This is a genomic window from Nitratireductor sp. XY-223, assembly GCF_004959855.1.
GTDB lineage: Bacteria > Pseudomonadota > Alphaproteobacteria > Rhizobiales > Rhizobiaceae > Hoeflea_A.
Genome location: NZ_SPNT01000001.1, coordinates 49,274 through 64,524, shown reverse-complemented (window position 1 = coordinate 64,524; position 15,251 = coordinate 49,274). Strand labels below are relative to the sequence as shown.

Genomic DNA, 15,251 nt, shown 5'->3' with positions numbered 1-15,251 from the left:
CTAGGCGTTGCTCAGTTCGTGGATGGAATCGCGAACGCGCTGATAGGTGCCGCACCGGCACACATTGGTGATCGCCTCGTCGATTTCCGCGTCCGTTGGGCGCGGGTTCTGCTCAAGCAGCGCCGACACCGCCATGATCATGCCCGACTGGCAGTATCCGCATTGCGGCACCTGGTTTCTGATCCAGGCCTCCTGCACGCGGTGCAGTTCTCCGTTTCCGGCAAGGCCCTCGATCGTGGTGATTTCGGTATCGACGGCGGCCTCCACCGGCAGGACACACGTGCGCGTCGCCTCGCCGTCGATGTGAACGGTACAGGCGCCGCAAGCCGCGATCCCGCACCCGAACTTGGTGCCTTTGAGCCCGATTTCGTCGCGCAGCACCCAAAGCAAGGGTGTGTCCGGTTCCACATCGACCGTGTGTTTTCGACCGTTTATGTTCAGTGTGAAGGACATTTGTAGTTTCTCCTACCGCGCAAGGTGGTTGGTGCGTCGGACCTATCGGCCGGTCGCATTGTCTCGGGAAATATCAGCTTTCCGGCAACGGTCCGCGAGCGCGCTGGCAAATATTGAGGACATACGATAGGACCTCACCTTCGGCTGCGTTCGACGACCCCCACCGCCAAGTCTGTTGTCAGGCGTCAGGAAAACGAACTGCCCGACAAACGATGTCAGCTTGATGATGACATTCTGACAAAATAGATATAGTATGTCAATATGTCCAGGGGCGCCCATGACGAAACAGGAAGAAAAACGCGAATTCGTATTCGATGCCGCCGCCGGCGTATTCTCGAACTATGGCTTCCGTCGCACATCCATGAACGACATCGCCAACGCGGCCGGCATATCCCGGCCCGCGCTCTACATCATGTTCGAGAACAAGGAAGATCTGTTTCGCCAACTCGTCGCGCAGCGCCAGGAACAGGCTATCAATGACGCCGTCGAGGTCCTCCAGCGGGACGCGCCCTTTGCGGACCGCATTGTCGAGGCGGTGATCGCCTACGAAAAGCACATTTACGAGGCCGTGTCGGAATCCGCCCACGGCGCGGAGCTTATGGATATCGGCCAGAGCCTCGCCATGGAGGAAATGAGGAACGGTCAGGAGCGCTTCTTCGGTCATCTTGCGCGCGCGGTCGAAAACGCGGTTTCCGAAGCTGAGGTCGACCTTTCACAGGTGAAAATGAAGCCGAAGGACTTCATCGAACTGTTGATGTGGTCCGTCGGCGGCCAGAAGAAGACGGCGACATCGAACAAGGATTTTCGCCGCAGGATCCGCGAAGTCGGCCGTATTTTCACCCATTCCATCGCCTCGCGACCTGGCAAGTAAACGCAGTGCACAGCAGTGCACCGAACATAGCGCAACGCAGTCGCGCCGAACCGGTATCCCTGTGATGTCCTTCCTACAGGCCGGCCAATGTCCGCTCGTTGGCCTTTGAAAGCTTGTGACGCAGGTTGCTCTTGAACCCCGCCTGTAGGGCCAGCTTAATGTCGGGTTTGCGGGCCAGGTGCTTCAGCAATATGTCGCGGTCGAAGACCAGCGCGCGTAGGTCGGTCGTCGCCACCGTGGTCGCCGTCGCCGTGCTTCCCGACAGGATGCCGAGCTCGCCGATGAAGTCGCCGTTCCCGCAATTGGCCACCGGCTTTTGGTTGACTGAGACGTCGACATGCCCCTCCGCGACATAGGTCAGGCGCTCGACGGGTTCGTCCTGCTGTGTCAGCACCGTCCCGGCCGGAATGGTCTTCCAGCTTCCGATATCGATGAACTGGCGCGCCAGCAGCGGCGGCACCAGCACCAGCGCGTTCTGGCAGAAAAGGTATTCCTCGTCTGAGAACTTTACCGTGCGGCTGCGCCACAAAAGCAGCAGTAGCTGTGACAGGTTGGCAAGGACGAACAGTCCCTCCCAGCCGGTCCCGATCGGATCGTGCAGCACGAAACCGCTGTAGCTCATGCCGGCGACGCCGGAGACGAGGGCGATGATCCGAAGCCACATGATGGAATTCATCAGCATCGACAGGACCAGGAGGCCGTAGGACAGATGGCCGGTTATCGCCTGCGGTGCGATGGCGGATTCAATAATGCTTTCCAAGACTACCCCTCACAACTCGACTGCGGGTCCAATTGCGTTTGTATTCATGACATTAGGCACTTTGACCGTGACATCTTTATGGCCCGGCTCTGGTTCGGAAGCGGCCCGGACTGCCTCTGCTGCGCTGGTTTTGGCAGCAAAAAAGGTTTCCTCGCCGCAATGAAGCAACGGTGGCTCATCGCCGTTTCCGCGATAAGATGTCTCCATGACAGAAGTTGAAGCACCCCGCGCGCAGCCCCTTATAGCCGTCAATGACGTGCTGGCAAGCAGTGCCTGGTACGCAAAGCTGCTCGACCTTCAGTGCTTCGGCGATTCGCTCGAGACGACTCACGGCAACACCTATAACCGTCTGCACCGCGCCGGAAGATTGGTGCTTCAGCTCCACAGCTGGGACGACGAGGACCACCCGAACCTGAAAGACGCCGGCAAGGCGCCCGCCGGCCACGGTGTGCTATTGTGGTTCGAGGTTGACGATTTCGATGCTGCCGAGAAGCGGGCGCGCGCACTCGGTGCCAGAGTCGTCCTCGAGCCGTTCGTCAATCCGGCGCCGCGGCACCGCGAATTGTGGCTGCGCGACCCGGACGGATATTTTGTGGTGATTGCCAGTCCCGATTGCGAGGCGGCCTAGCGCGGGCTTGGCAATCCCGCGATGCGACGGCAATCGGACAACGATCATGGGTTGAGCCGGCGCGCAAGAAACATATAAAATAACTTATGTTTGTCGCGACCGGGAGGACGACAATGGAAAACAGCGAGCAGACCGTCACGTACCAGCCGCCGAAGATGCCGGAAGTCAACGCGGTTTCCTTCGCGACGCTCAGGGGCGCGCTGAAGGCGGGCATCGAGGATTTCCTGAAGGCGCCGCTTTTCGGGCTGTTTTTCGGCGGCATCTATGCGATCGGCGGGTGGATCGTCATTGCCTCCCTGATCTACCTGAAGATGCCGTGGATGATCATCCCCGTGGCGATCGGCTTTCCGCTTATCGGACCCTTCATCGCCGTGGGTCTTTATGAAGTCAGCCGCCGCATCGCTGCAGGCCAGCCGCTGGTGTGGAGCGAGGTGCTCCTCGTCATGTTCCATCAGCGCGAGCGGCAGCTGAGCTGGATGGCCTTTGTCGTGCTGTTCGTCTTCTGGATGTGGATCTACCAGGTGCGCCTGCTGCTGGCTCTGTTCCTTGGGTTCAAGAGCTTTTCGTCCTTCCCGAAATTCGTCGAGGTCATCACCACCACCCACGAGGGCCTGCTGTTCCTGGGTGTCGGCACGATCTCCGGGGCGATCCTTTCCTTCGTCCTGTTCTCGGCGACGGTGATCTCGATGCCGCTGCTGCTCGACCGCGAGCTCGATTTCGTCTCGGCCATGATCTGCAGCTTCAAGACGGTGTTCAAGAGCCCGGTGCCGATGCTGTCCTGGGGCGTCATGGTCGTCGTGCTCGCCTTCATCGGCATGGTGCCGGCCTTCATCGGGCTGATCGTCATCCTGCCGATCCTCGGCCACGCGACATGGCACCTTTACGAGGCGGCCATCGGTTCGGAGAATCCGGCAGGGGTGAATTCCGGCTAGCCCTGTGTCGGCCAGACCCGGTGCTCGTCATCGATCACGAAGACATGCCGGTGCGAGTGCGCACCGGTCCGCCGGCCCGTTTCGCGCAGATGCGGATGATCTTCAGGCAGGTCGTCGTGGCTGTGCTCGAGCACGTCCCGGTCGTCGCCCGGCCACAATAGGAGCCCGGCCAGCACCGCAAGGCCGGCAGTTATCCCGAGCAAGACCATCGTGACACCCATGCCGGCGGCGCTGAACAGGAAGCCGGAAAGCGGATAGGTCACAAGCCAGCAGGCATGGGAGAGCGCGAACTGGGCGGCAAAGAGGGACGGCCGGTCCTCGGCATGGGCCGACCGGCGCAAAAGCCGCCCGGACGGGGTCAGGATCGCCGAATAGCAGAGGCCGGCAAACAGCCACACCGACAGCAATGTTGTCCAAGGGGGTACGTCGCCGATTGCCGTGACGGTTCCGAACGCCACGAAAGCCACCGCTGCAAGGACCGCACCCGAGAACATCACGCGCCGGTCCGTCACATGTTCCAGGAGCCGCGGCAATGAGAGCGCTGCCACCATCGACCCGCAGCCGAAAGCGGCGAGTGCGACGGCGACATCGGCCTCCGAACCCGCATAGACGAAACGCACGATGACGACCGTGTTGACGATGACGACGGCGCCGACCGAGGCCGCTGCGAAATTGAGGAAGAACAGCCCGCGCAAGCGCGGCGTGGCGGTGAAGATCCGGCTGCCGCGAGTCAGCCGGTCGAGAAAGCCCCGCTGCTTTGCTGCCCCGACTGCCGGGATGGTTGCCGTGAGGACCAGCAGGGCGGAACCGACAAAGCCGATCGCGGTGCCGGCGAAGAGCCAGCTGAAACTGACCACCAGGAGCAAAAGCCCGGCCGCCACCGGGCTGACGATGTTCTCCAGGTCATAGGCAAGGCGCGACAGCGACAGCGCCTTTGTATAGTCCTCCTCCTTCGGCAGGATGTCCGGTATCGTCGCCTGGAAGGCCGGCGTGAAGGTCGCGGATGCCGCCTGCAGGACGAAGATCAGCGCGTAGATCTGCCAGGCCGTGTCGATGAACGGCAGAAAAAGCGCCGCAGCGGCCCGTACGAGATCGGCGGCGATCAGCACCCGTTTCCGGTTGAACTGGCTCACAACCGCACTTGCGACCGGCGACAGCCCGACATAGGCGATCATCTTGATCGTCAGTGCGACACCGAGCACCACGCTCGCCTGTGCGCCGGCGATATCGTAGGCCGCAAGGCCGAGCGCCACCGTCAGCAGCCCCGTTCCCAGCAGCGCCACCACCTGGGCCGAAAAGAGCCGCGCATAGGTGCGGTTTGAAAGAACATCGATCATGACACTATCTATGTCACGGCGATCGAATTATCGGCAAGCCAGCGCTCACTCGAATACAGTTGCGAGGTTCCGCTCACTGACCGATGAAAGATAAGTCTCTGAAAGCACCCACACCGCCATAATGACGGTGAACACCGTAGCGACGTTGTACGTGAGGAAAAGCACGACGACCGGAACGTTCGGCTGTCCGTCGGCAGAAAACAGCATAATAACGGTGTCCTGAGTCGGGAATCCGTTTGCAGACAGAGCCAGTGCCGCAAAGTACAGACCGAAACTGAGCATGCTGAGCAGGGCGGGACCGGCAAGCATGCGCGGCACCGTGCTCCAGAACGTGGTTTTCCCGCGTTTGAATGCCGCTGCCAGACCCTGCTGTCTCTGTGCCACATAGGCAGGAAGGATGGTCCCAATCAACGAATAACAGATCACATATGCAATCGCGGCCGCCACGGTCCCGATAAGCACCGCAAGCATGTACAATTCATCGAGGGTCTCATACGCCGCGGTAATTGCGAAAACGATGCTGATCGCAAGGACGAAAGGGACAAGGATGAGCACTCCTATGCCGAGATCTCTCAGTGCAAATCCAGCCACCCGAAGAAATGCAATTTTTCGTTCTTGGCTGATCAGGTCCAGCGATCTCGTGTAGGTCACATAGGCCAGTAATGACAGGGACAAAAACGATACTATCGTCGCCGCAATCACCGAATAGCCGTCTACATCCAGATCAGCAAAATACTCAGTGGCTATCTGAACAACCAATGCAAAAATGAAATAGCGGATCACCTTTCTGCAAAGGACAATGGAATCCCGATACACGTTTGAACCCCTAAACTGCGCGCTTTGGTAGCACTTACCGGGAAAGCTGCAACCTGAACAGCGTTAAAATCCATTGTCGTCAATATACATACGGTCTCATTGAATTTGATTTTTACGAACGCATGCGTCCAGTTCCTTTCTAGAAGCTAGTTTCCTGTAGACAGACACCGCTTACCCATGCATCTGTTCGTCCGGACGAAAGGACAAAGGCATGGCGGCAAAATGGGATTTCTGGATCGACCGGGGCGGAACGTTCACCGACGTCGTCGGCCGCGGGCCAACGGGCAACCTTGTCCAGAGAAAACTCCTGTCCGAGAATCCGGAAGCCTATCGTGACGCCGCGATCCAGGGCATTCGCGACGTTCTGGAGATCCCGCAGGGCGCGTCCGTTCCAAGCCATCTCATCGGCGAAGTGAAGATGGGAACGACCGTTGCGACGAACGCGCTGCTGGAGCGCGAGGGCGACCGCACCCTTCTGGTCATCACCCGTGGCTTCCGCGACGCATTGCGTATCGCCTACCAGGCCCGGCCGGACATTTTCGCTAAGGAAATCATCCTTCCGGAGCAGCTTTATGAACAAGTGGTCGAAGTCGGCGAGCGCGTCCGCGCCGACGGCACCGTCGAGGCCTCGCCGCAGCCGGATGAAATCAGACGGAAGCTGGCGGAAGCCCATGACGCCGGCATCGAGGCCGTTGCCATCGTCTTCATGCATTCCTGGAACTATCCGGCGCACGAGGCGCTGGTCGCCGATCTTGCCCGCGATGTCGGTTTTGAGCAGATCTCCGTCAGCCACCGCGTATCGCCGCTCGCCAAGCTCGTCGGCCGCGGCGACACGACGGTCGTCGATGCCTACCTGTCGCCGATCCTTCGGCGTTACGTCGACGAGGTCGCCGAGGAACTCGGTGCCGAAACAGGCGAAGAGACGGGCTCGTCCCCGTCCTTGAAATTCATGATGTCGTCGGGCGGGCTGACGGCCGCAGGCCTTTTCCAGGGCAAGGACGCGATCCTGTCGGGTCCCGCCGGCGGTGTCGTCGGCATGGTCGAGACGGCAGGCCTTGCCGGCTTCGATCATGTGATCGGCTTCGACATGGGCGGCACATCCACCGACGTCGCGCATTTCGACGGCGACTATGAGCGCGCCTTCGACACCGAGGTTGCGGGCGTGCGCATCCGCGCGCCGATGATGCGCATCCACACGGTCGCCGCCGGCGGCGGATCGATCCTCCACTACGAGGCCGGCCGGTTCGGCTGCGGACCGGATTCCGCCGGCGCAGATCCGGGCCCGGCCTGCTATCGCCGTGGCGGGCCGCTGGCCGTCACCGACGCCAACGTGATGCTCGGCAAGCTGCAGCCTGATTTCTTCCCGGCGATCTTCGGCCCGGAGCAGGACCAGCCGCTCGACACGGATGTCGTGCGGCGCAAATTTTCCGACCTTGCTGATGAAATCGGTGACGGGCGCGCGCCCGAAGAAGTCGCCGAGGGTTTCGTCAAGGTCGCGGTCGAGAACATGGCCAACGCCATCAAGAAGATATCGGTCCAGCGCGGCCATGACGTCACCCGCTACCTGCTCAACTGCTTCGGCGGCGCCGGCGGCCAGCATGCCTGCCTCGTTGCCGACGCGCTGGGCATGGAGGCGATCCTCATCCACCCCTTCTCCGGCCTGCTTTCGGCCTACGGCATCGGCCTCGCGGGCCTGTTCGCATCGCGGCAGCAGGCGCTTGTCAAGCTGCTCGAGCTGCAGACACAGGACGACATCACGCGCATCATCGACCGTCTGTCGGCGGAAGCGCACGACGAACTCGTGGCGCAGGGCGTTCCCAGCGACGCCATAGCATGGCGCCCGCTCCTGCATCTGCGCTACGACGGCACCGACACGCCGCTGACCGTCGATTTCAGCGACCGGCAGCAGGACAGCGCCCGCATCGCTTTCGAGGCGGCGCACAAGGCGCAATTCGGCTTTATCTACGACAACAAGCCGGTCATCGTCGAAGCCGTCGCCGTGGAGGCCGAGGACGGGCGCAGCAACGCCGCCGCCGAGCCGGATCTGCCGCTCGTGGCGGGCGCGCCGGAAATCAGCGAGACGCGCCGGCTCTTCACCGGCGGCGCCTGGCGCGACGCGCCGGTCTACCTGCGCCGCGATCTGCTTCCCGGCCACACGCTCAAGGGCCCGGCGCTGATCATCGAGGCCAACCAGACCATCGTCGTCGAACCCGGCTGGCGCGCCGAAATCAACGCCAAGGACCACGTGCTGATCCAGCGGCACGAACAGATGGCCCGGCAGGAGGCGATCGGCACCCACGACGCCGATCCGGTCATGCTCGAAGTGTTCAACAATCTTTTCATGTCGATTGCCGAACAGATGGGTATCACGCTGCAGAACACCGCCTATTCGGTCAATATCAAGGAGCGGCTGGATTTCTCCTGCGCCGTGTTCGACCGCAACGGCGCACTTGTCGCAAACGCCCCCCACATGCCGGTGCATCTGGGCTCCATGGACCGTTCCGTCGAAACGATCATCCGCCTGAACGAGGGCAATATCCGCCCCGGCGACGTCTTCGCGCTGAACGCGCCCTATAATGGCGGCACCCATCTGCCGGACATCACTGTCGTCACGCCGGTCTTTGACGATGCCGGGGAGTCGATCCTCTTTTATGCCGCCTCGCGCGGCCACCATGCCGATGTCGGCGGTACGGCCCCGGGCTCCATGACGCCGCTGGCGACGACCGTCGACGAGGAAGGCGTGCTCATCGACAATTTCCTCGTCGTCGACCGCGGCCATTTCCGCGAGGCCGAACTGATCGACATGCTGACCGATCACCCCTACCCGGTCCGCAACGTGCAGCAAAATGTCGCCGACCTGAAGGCCCAGATCGCCGCCAACGAGAAGGGCGTCGCGGAACTGCGCAAGATGGTCGACCATTTCGGCCTGGAGGTCGTCGAAGCCTATATGGGCCATGTCCAGGATAATGCCGCCGAAAGCGTGCGGCGGGTCATCGACGCGCTGTCCGACAGTTCCTACGAATATGCGACCGACACCGGGCAGATCATCCGGGTGAAGATCTCCGTCGATCGCGAGGCGCGCACCGCGACGGTGGATTTCACCGGCACGTCGCCTGTCATGGAGAACAATTTCAATGCGCCGGAACCGGTGACGCGCGCCGCGGTGCTTTACTGTTTCCGGGTGATGGTCGAGGGCGCCATTCCGATGAATGCTGGCTGCCTGCGCCCCATTGACATCGTCCTGCCGGACGATTGCATGCTGAAACCCGCCTACCCGGCCGCCGTGGTCGCCGGAAACGTGGAAACCTCGCAGCACGTCACCAACGCGATCTTCGGGGCGCTCGGCGCCCTCGCCAACAGCCAGGGCACGATGAACAACCTGACCTTCGGCAACGACCGCTACCAGTATTACGAGACCATCTGTTCCGGCTCGCCCGCCGGCCGCATGAATGACGGGCGCGGCTTCAACGGCACCTCGGGCGTGCATGTCCACATGACGAACTCCCGCCTGACCGATCCCGAGATCCTGGAGATGCGCTTTCCCGTGCTGCTCGAAGATTTCCACATCCGCAAGGGTTCCGGCGGAACCGGCCGGTTCAATGCCGGCGACGGCACGATCCGCACCATCCGCTTCCTGGAGAAGATGGAATGCGCGATCCTGTCGTCGCACCGCAACCGGCCGCCGGAGGGAATTGACGGCGGCGGCAGCGGCGAGGTCGGCAGGACCGTTATCCGCCGTCTCGACGGCAGCTATGACGAATTGAAAGGCTGCGACCAGACGGTGCTCGAAGCCGGTGAGGCGGTGGTCCTGACGACGCCGACCGCGGGCGGCTTCGGCAAGAGCTGAACCACGGTCCCCAGGCGAGTCACCGAACCGTCATCGACCTGTCATCCATGTGTCACGACGCGGGAGTACCCGCGTTCCTGCAAATGCGACACACAGGTGATTCATGTCCGATGCGGTAAATGAAGCGGATCTTGCGACCAGCACGATCCGCAATCTTGGCAACGCAGTCTACCAGAACCGGCTCCTATCCCGGCAGGGCCTTTCGGAACGTCTTTTCGCATATTTCTTCACCAGTCTCGTCTATCCGCAGATCTGGGAGGACCCGCAGGTCGACATGGAGGCCATGGCGCTTGATGAGAGCCACCGCATCGTCACCATCGCCTCCGGCGGCTGCAACGTCCTTGCCTATCTCTCCCGCCGCCCCGTGCGCATCGACGCGGTCGACCTCAATGCCGCCCATGTGGCACTCAACCGGCTCAAGCTGACCGCCATGCGGCACCTGCCCGGCCACGGCGATGTGGTGCGCTTCTTCGGCAAGTCCGACCAGGCGCACAACAGCGCCGCCTATGACCGCTTCATCGCACCACATCTCGACGCGAAATCGCGCACCTACTGGGAGCAGCGCACCTGGCGGGGCTCACGGCGGATCGCCGCCTTCAACGGCAATTTCTACAGGACCGGCCTGCTGGGCTGGTGCATAACGGCAGGCCATCTCGTTGCGCGCCTGCACGGCGTCGATCCCGCCGAGATCATGCAGGCGCGGTGTTTGCGCGAGCAGCGGCATTTCTTCGACGAGCGCCTGGGCCCGCTGTTCGAGCGCCGTCTGGTGCGCTGGGCGACCGGGCGCAAGGCCTCGCTGTTCGGCCTCGGGATACCCCCGGCGCAATATGACGAGCTGTTGGCCGCCGGCGATGACGGCACGATGGCCTCGGTGCTGAAAGAGCGCGTCGAGAAACTGGCCTGTCATTTCCCGCTGCGGGAGAACTACTTCGCCCGCCAGGCCTTTTCGCGCGGCTATGGCGACGATGAAGGCGCCTGCGCGCCGCACTATCTGGACGCCGACCACTATGAGGCGATCCGCGACGGTGCCGAAAACGTCACCGTGCACCACTGCAGCTACACCGATCTGCTGAAGCGCAAGCCGGATCGCTCGGTCGACCGCTATGTTCTTTTGGACGCGCAGGACTGGATGAACGCCGAGCAACTCAATGCGCTCTGGGTCGAGATCACCCGCACGGCGGCGCCCTGCGCCCGGGTCATCTTCCGCACCGCCGGCAAGCCGTCCATCCTGGACGGCAAGGTGTCCGGGGACCTGCTTTCGAAATGGGACTACCGCGCCGGGGAATCCGAGCGCCACTGTCGCCGCGACCGCTCGGCGATCTATGGCGGGTTTCATCTTTACGCTAAACTCGGATCATGAGCAGCACGACCCATGCGGCGCTGATGGACGGGGTCTACCGGCGTCAGAAGCACATTTACGACGCGACGCGCAAATATTTCCTGCTCGGCCGCGACCGGATGATCGGGCAGTTGAGTGTCCCGCCGGGCGGTACCGTTCTGGAACTGGGCTGCGGCACCGGCAGGAACCTCATCCTGGCGAACAGGCACTATCCAGAGGCGCGTTATTACGGCCTCGACATTTCCGCCGAGATGCTCGATGCCGCCGAGAAGGCGACGGCCAGGGCCGGATTCCGGCCGGACCTCGCCCGCGCTGACGCGACCGCCTTCGACGCGCGGGAGCTCTTTGACCGCGACCGCTTCGACCGGATCTTCATCTCCTACGCGCTGTCGATGATGCCGGCCTGGGAACTGGCGATCGACCGCGCGCTGGAACTTCTCGCGCCGCACGGCTCCCTGCATATCGTCGATTTCGGGCAGCAGGAGCGGCTGCCCGAATGGTTCCGTGGGGGTCTCCACGGATGGCTCGGGCGCTTCCATGTCAGCCCGCGCGAAAAACTGTTTGAAATCGTTTGCGAAAAAGCAACCGATATCGGCGCAGCATGTTCCTGTGAGCCGCTTTATCGCGGCTTTGCCTGGCACGCGGTCGTTCAAACGACGTGACCGGCACGGAATTGTCCATTACAAGACGATGCAGTGATTCGTGATTCGGCCCGCTTCGATATGCTCCGATTTGGATTTGCTCTGATCCCGCTGCTCGCGCTGCTTATGTCTTGCACGACCAACGATCTGGGCCTTGAACCGCAGGTTTCGCCCTCGCGCTACGGCGATGCCGATCCCCAGTATTTCGGTGAAAGACACCCGGCCACCCATGAAATACACGGGATCGACGTGTCGAAATGGCAGGGCGACATCGATTGGAGAAGGCTCCGCAGGGCCGACATCGCCTTTGCCTATATCAAGTCCACGGAAGGCGGCGACCACCGCGACGAGCGTTTCCTCGAATACTGGCACAACGCCAATCGCGCCGGAATCCCACGCGGCGCCTATCACTTCTACTATTTCTGCCGGCCGGCCGGCGAGCAGGCCGAGTGGTTTATCGCGAATACGCCTGCCGATCCCTCCGCTTTGCCGCCCGTGCTGGATATCGAATGGAACCACCATTCACCCAGTTGCAAGAAGAGACCGCCGCCGCACACGGTGCGCAGCGAGATGCGCATATTCCTCGAGCGGGTCGAGGCGCATTACGGCAAGCGGCCGCTGATCTATACGACGGTCGACTTCCACCGGGAAAACCTTGAAGGCCATTTCAGCGATTATCAGTTCTGGGTCCGGTCCGTCGCCGACCACCCGGACGCCGTCTATCGCCGGCGCACGTGGCACTTCTGGCAATACACCGGCACCGGGCGATTGCCGGGCATAGACGGCGATGTGGACATCAACGTCTATGCGGGCGACCAGGAACAATGGACAACATGGCTGACGGGCGCGACAGGCCAACAAAATCCCCAATTCGAACGGTAACCGAAGAACAGGCAGTCAAACATCTTCAGACGGGACAAGACATGAAAACACCGATCACGCGCTCCGCAGTCAAAATCCTTGGTGCCCTCTCCATTGCGCTGGCGTCGCCGTCCCTTGCCGCCGAATGCGGCGGCAATCTCGGCCAGTTCCTGAACAGCGTGAAGCAGGAGGCCGTATCGCAGGGGATCTCGGCGCGCGCCGCCAACCGGGCGCTGGCAAATGCCGCGATCGACAACAAGGTCCTGCGGCGCGACCGGGCGCAGGGCGTCTTCAAGCTGACTTTCCTCGAGTTTTCGCGGCGCGTGATCAGCCAGAACCGAATGGATCACGGCCGCAGGAATATGGCGAAATACGCCGCCACATTCGATCGGGCTGAACGCGAATACGGCGTCCCGCGCGCGGTGATCACCGCCTTCTGGGGACTTGAGACCGATTTCGGCGCCGTCCAGGGGGATTTCAATACGATCAATGCGCTGGTCACGCTCTCCCACGACTGCCGCCGGCCGGAACTCTTCCGTCCGGAACTCATCGCCGCGATCAGGATGGTGGAGAACGGCGACCTCGATCCGGTGCGCACGACCGGAGCCTGGGCCGGCGAGATCGGACAGGTGCAGATGCTGCCCGTCGACATACTCCAGTTCGGTGTGGACGCCGACGGCGACGGTCAGGTGCGCCTGAAGGCGAGCGCGCCCGACGCCATCCTGACAGGCGCCAATTTCATCCGCCATCTCGGCTGGCAGGCCGGCCAGCCCTGGCTCCAGGAGGTTGTCGTCCCGTCCGACCTCGACTGGCAGAACACCGGCCTCGGCAAGGCGCTGCCGGTCGGTGAATGGTCGGCTCGCGGCGTAGAGGCCCGCGAAGGCTCCCTGCCCTCCAACGACATGTCCGCGGCGCTGCTCCTGCCGCAAGGCCGCAATGGCCCGGCATTCCTCGCCTATCCGAATTTCTCGATCTACCTGGAATGGAACAAGTCGTTCATCTATACGACCAGCGCCGCCTATTTCGCGACCCGCCTCGCCGGGGCCAGCCGCTATGACGCAGGCAATCCGGATCCGGGTCTTTCCGATGCACAGATGAAGAACCTGCAGCGGATCCTGGCGGGCAAGGGACACGATGTCGGCAAGATCGACGGCATCCTCGGCGCCGGCACGCGCGCCGCTGTCCAGAAGGAACAGCTTCGCCTCGGGATGCCCGCCGACGCCTGGCCGACACCGCAGCTGCTGGCACGCCTTCAGTAGCTGTTACTGGGCGGCCTCGCCGGCATCTTCCTTCTTCGGCGCTTCCGCTTCGGTCTCTTCGGACGCGGCCTGTTTGGCCGCCTTCTCGACGCGCCGGTGATAGAGCGCCAGCCGTGCCGCCCGGTAGCGCAGCCGTGCGTGGAACACGGCCCGGTCGACCGCCTGACGGCCGCGCTGCATCTCGCCGATCTCGGTCGCATAGGCCTCCATCAGCGCCGACCTGTAGGACGTCAGCCCGGCCGTCGCGACGCGCTCGACCCGGCGCATCAGGTTCGCCCACAAGGGCGAGATTAACAGCGAGATGGCGATCACGGCGATCGCCAGGCGGTAGGCATCGCCGCTGAGCGCAGCAACGCTGAGGCCGGCGGCGGCAAGCACGAAGGAGAACTCGCCGATCTGGGCCATCGACAGGCCGGCGACCAGCGCCGTCTGCTCGCTTGAACCCGTCAACCGCAACAGGACGATGTTGAGAATGGATTTGGCGGCGATCACCGCCAGGGAGGCGGCAATGACCAGCAGCAGGTTGTCCCAGATGAAGCTGAGATCCATGAGCAGGCCGATCGACAGGAAGAACACCACCAGAAGAACGCTCTGGATCGGTTCGATCACCGGGATGACGCGGCTGCGCAGCGTCGAGTTGCCGATCAGGATGCCGGCGACGAATGCGCCGTAGACCGGCGAAAGGCCGGCAATGCCGGACGCCGCCGCCGCCGAAAAACACAGCGCCAGCGAGCCGAGCGCCAGGATCTCGACCTTGTTCTCGATCTGCTCGGTGAACGGCACGCGCAGCTTGCCCCGCCTGCCGAGCCACCACAAAAGGCCGCCGAGGAACGCGACGGCAACGACGACCTTGAGCGCGACAGCCGCGAAATCGATGTCGCCCGAACCGAAGCTGCTGACGAAGATCAGCATCGGGACGACCGCGATATCCTGGGCGATGAGAACCCCGACCGCGATGCGCCCTTCCTCGCCGCGCAGGACGCCCATGTCGTCGAGCATCTTCATGGCCACCACCGTGCTCGACATGGCGATGATAAAACCGAGGATAACGGATTCGGCGAGACCGATGCCGAGCCCGAGGCCGATCAGAATGGCGACGATCAGCGCCGCTGTGATTTGCCCGCCGGCAACCAGCAATGCCTGTCTGAGTGTCAGCACGAACGCCTTGAGCGACAGCTCCATGCCGATAAAGAACAGGAGGACGAGAACGCCCATTTCTGCAAGCAGATTGACGCTTTCCGAATCCGGAATGACGCCGAATCCCGTGGGGCCGAGGGCGACGCCTGCGAGTATGAATCCGACGAGCGGCGGCTGCCGCAACCAGATGAGACCCAGGCCCATAATGCCGGCGACGGCGGCGACGAATGCGAGACTGCTCAGGGCTGCGCCGTGCGAAGCGGTTTCTGCAACCGCTGCTGGGACTGTTCCTTCCAGATAACTTCTCCCGCGACGGCGGGGCCGGCGGCCCCGCTGTTGAACGATCGCCCGATTTTTGCACGCTGCCGGA

Annotated in this window: 13 protein-coding genes; 8 read left to right on the top strand and 5 right to left on the bottom strand. The window is 62.5% G+C overall.

Going from position 1 to position 15,251, the window contains the following annotated elements; genetic code table 11:
- A complete protein-coding gene (locus E4M07_RS00285; protein WP_136656289.1) occupies positions 1 to 453 on the bottom strand; it encodes a (2Fe-2S)-binding protein in 453 nt (150 codons plus the stop codon).
- Between the two features lie 277 nt (positions 454 to 730).
- Here E4M07_RS00285 and E4M07_RS00280 point away from each other — a divergent pair, with 277 nt between their 5' ends.
- The gene (locus E4M07_RS00280) at positions 731 to 1,324 is read left to right on the top strand and encodes a TetR family transcriptional regulator (RefSeq protein WP_169054035.1); all 594 of its coding nucleotides are present in this window, start codon (positions 731 to 733) and stop codon (positions 1,322 to 1,324) included.
- Positions 1,325 to 1,397: 73 nt separating this feature from the next.
- Here E4M07_RS00280 and E4M07_RS00275 read toward each other — a convergent pair whose 3' ends face one another.
- On the bottom strand, positions 1,398 to 2,084 hold the full coding sequence (locus E4M07_RS00275) for a cyclic nucleotide-binding domain-containing protein (protein WP_136656287.1): 687 nt from the start codon (positions 2,082 to 2,084) through the stop codon (positions 1,398 to 1,400).
- Positions 2,085 to 2,289: 205 nt separating this feature from the next.
- Between E4M07_RS00275 and E4M07_RS00270 the strand changes: the two genes are divergently transcribed.
- Positions 2,290 to 2,712, top strand: coding sequence for a VOC family protein (locus E4M07_RS00270; protein ID WP_136656286.1), 423 nt, complete (start codon positions 2,290 to 2,292; stop codon positions 2,710 to 2,712).
- Between the two features lie 113 nt (positions 2,713 to 2,825).
- Positions 2,826 to 3,644, top strand: coding sequence for a DUF2189 domain-containing protein (locus tag E4M07_RS00265; protein ID WP_169054034.1), 819 nt, complete (start codon positions 2,826 to 2,828; stop codon positions 3,642 to 3,644).
- On the opposite strand, the gene E4M07_RS00260 is transcribed toward E4M07_RS00265, so the two are convergent.
- Together E4M07_RS00260 and E4M07_RS00255 are read right to left on the bottom strand one after the other, a co-directional pair.
- A complete protein-coding gene (locus E4M07_RS00260; protein ID WP_136656285.1) occupies positions 3,641 to 4,981 on the bottom strand; it encodes an MFS transporter in 1,341 nt (446 codons plus the stop codon). The two genes, E4M07_RS00265 and E4M07_RS00260, sit on opposite strands and share 4 nt — an antisense overlap.
- A gap of 45 nt (positions 4,982 to 5,026) precedes the next feature.
- Positions 5,027 to 5,764, bottom strand: coding sequence for a hypothetical protein (locus tag E4M07_RS00255; RefSeq protein WP_136656284.1), 738 nt, complete (start codon positions 5,762 to 5,764; stop codon positions 5,027 to 5,029).
- Between the two features lie 244 nt (positions 5,765 to 6,008).
- On the opposite strand from E4M07_RS00255, the gene E4M07_RS00250 reads away from it, so the two are divergent.
- The 5 genes from E4M07_RS00250 (at position 6,009) to E4M07_RS00230 (ending at position 13,744) form a co-directional block, all read left to right on the top strand.
- Positions 6,009 to 9,644: a hydantoinase B/oxoprolinase family protein gene (locus E4M07_RS00250; protein WP_136656283.1), complete on the top strand. Its 3,636-nt coding sequence runs from the start codon at positions 6,009 to 6,011 to the stop codon at positions 9,642 to 9,644.
- Positions 9,645 to 9,747: 103 nt separating this feature from the next.
- The gene (locus E4M07_RS00245; protein WP_136656282.1) at positions 9,748 to 11,004 is read left to right on the top strand and encodes a DUF3419 family protein; all 1,257 of its coding nucleotides are present in this window, start codon (positions 9,748 to 9,750) and stop codon (positions 11,002 to 11,004) included.
- A complete protein-coding gene (locus E4M07_RS00240) occupies positions 11,001 to 11,645 on the top strand; it encodes a class I SAM-dependent methyltransferase (RefSeq protein WP_136656281.1) in 645 nt (214 codons plus the stop codon). The genes E4M07_RS00245 and E4M07_RS00240 overlap by 4 nt, the downstream gene beginning before the upstream one ends.
- Positions 11,646 to 11,705: 60 nt before the next feature.
- Entirely contained in the window at positions 11,706 to 12,506 is an 801-nt protein-coding gene (locus E4M07_RS00235; protein WP_136656280.1) for a GH25 family lysozyme, read from the top strand.
- Between the two features lie 41 nt (positions 12,507 to 12,547).
- Positions 12,548 to 13,744: a lytic murein transglycosylase gene (locus tag E4M07_RS00230; protein WP_136656279.1), complete on the top strand. Its 1,197-nt coding sequence runs from the start codon at positions 12,548 to 12,550 to the stop codon at positions 13,742 to 13,744.
- 3 nt (positions 13,745 to 13,747) lie between these two features.
- On the opposite strand, the gene E4M07_RS00225 is transcribed toward E4M07_RS00230, so the two are convergent.
- Positions 13,748 to 15,124 (bottom strand): cation:proton antiporter, encoded by a 1,377-nt coding sequence (locus tag E4M07_RS00225; RefSeq protein ID WP_281404976.1) that lies wholly within the window; start codon positions 15,122 to 15,124, stop codon positions 13,748 to 13,750.
- Positions 15,125 to 15,251 lie beyond the last annotated feature (127 nt).

Excerpts from the sequence above, each read along its gene's own strand:
- E4M07_RS00285 (WP_136656289.1), bottom strand. The coding sequence starts at position 453 with ATGTCCTTCACACTGAACATAAACGGTCGAAAACACACGGTCGATGTG.
- E4M07_RS00230 (WP_136656279.1), top strand. The coding sequence starts at position 12,548 with ATGAAAACACCGATCACGCGCTCCGCAGTCAAAATCCTTGGTGCCCTC.
- E4M07_RS00260 (WP_136656285.1), bottom strand. The coding sequence starts at position 4,981 with ATGATCGATGTTCTTTCAAACCGCACCTATGCGCGGCTCTTTTCGGCC.
- E4M07_RS00235 (WP_136656280.1), top strand. The coding sequence starts at position 11,706 with ATGCTCCGATTTGGATTTGCTCTGATCCCGCTGCTCGCGCTGCTTATG.
- E4M07_RS00265 (WP_169054034.1), top strand. The coding sequence starts at position 2,826 with ATGGAAAACAGCGAGCAGACCGTCACGTACCAGCCGCCGAAGATGCCG.
- E4M07_RS00270 (WP_136656286.1), top strand. The coding sequence starts at position 2,290 with ATGACAGAAGTTGAAGCACCCCGCGCGCAGCCCCTTATAGCCGTCAAT.
- E4M07_RS00240 (WP_136656281.1), top strand. The coding sequence starts at position 11,001 with ATGAGCAGCACGACCCATGCGGCGCTGATGGACGGGGTCTACCGGCGT.
- E4M07_RS00250 (WP_136656283.1), top strand. The coding sequence starts at position 6,009 with ATGGCGGCAAAATGGGATTTCTGGATCGACCGGGGCGGAACGTTCACC.
- E4M07_RS00245 (WP_136656282.1), top strand. The coding sequence starts at position 9,748 with ATGTCCGATGCGGTAAATGAAGCGGATCTTGCGACCAGCACGATCCGC.
- E4M07_RS00280 (WP_169054035.1), top strand. The coding sequence starts at position 731 with ATGACGAAACAGGAAGAAAAACGCGAATTCGTATTCGATGCCGCCGCC.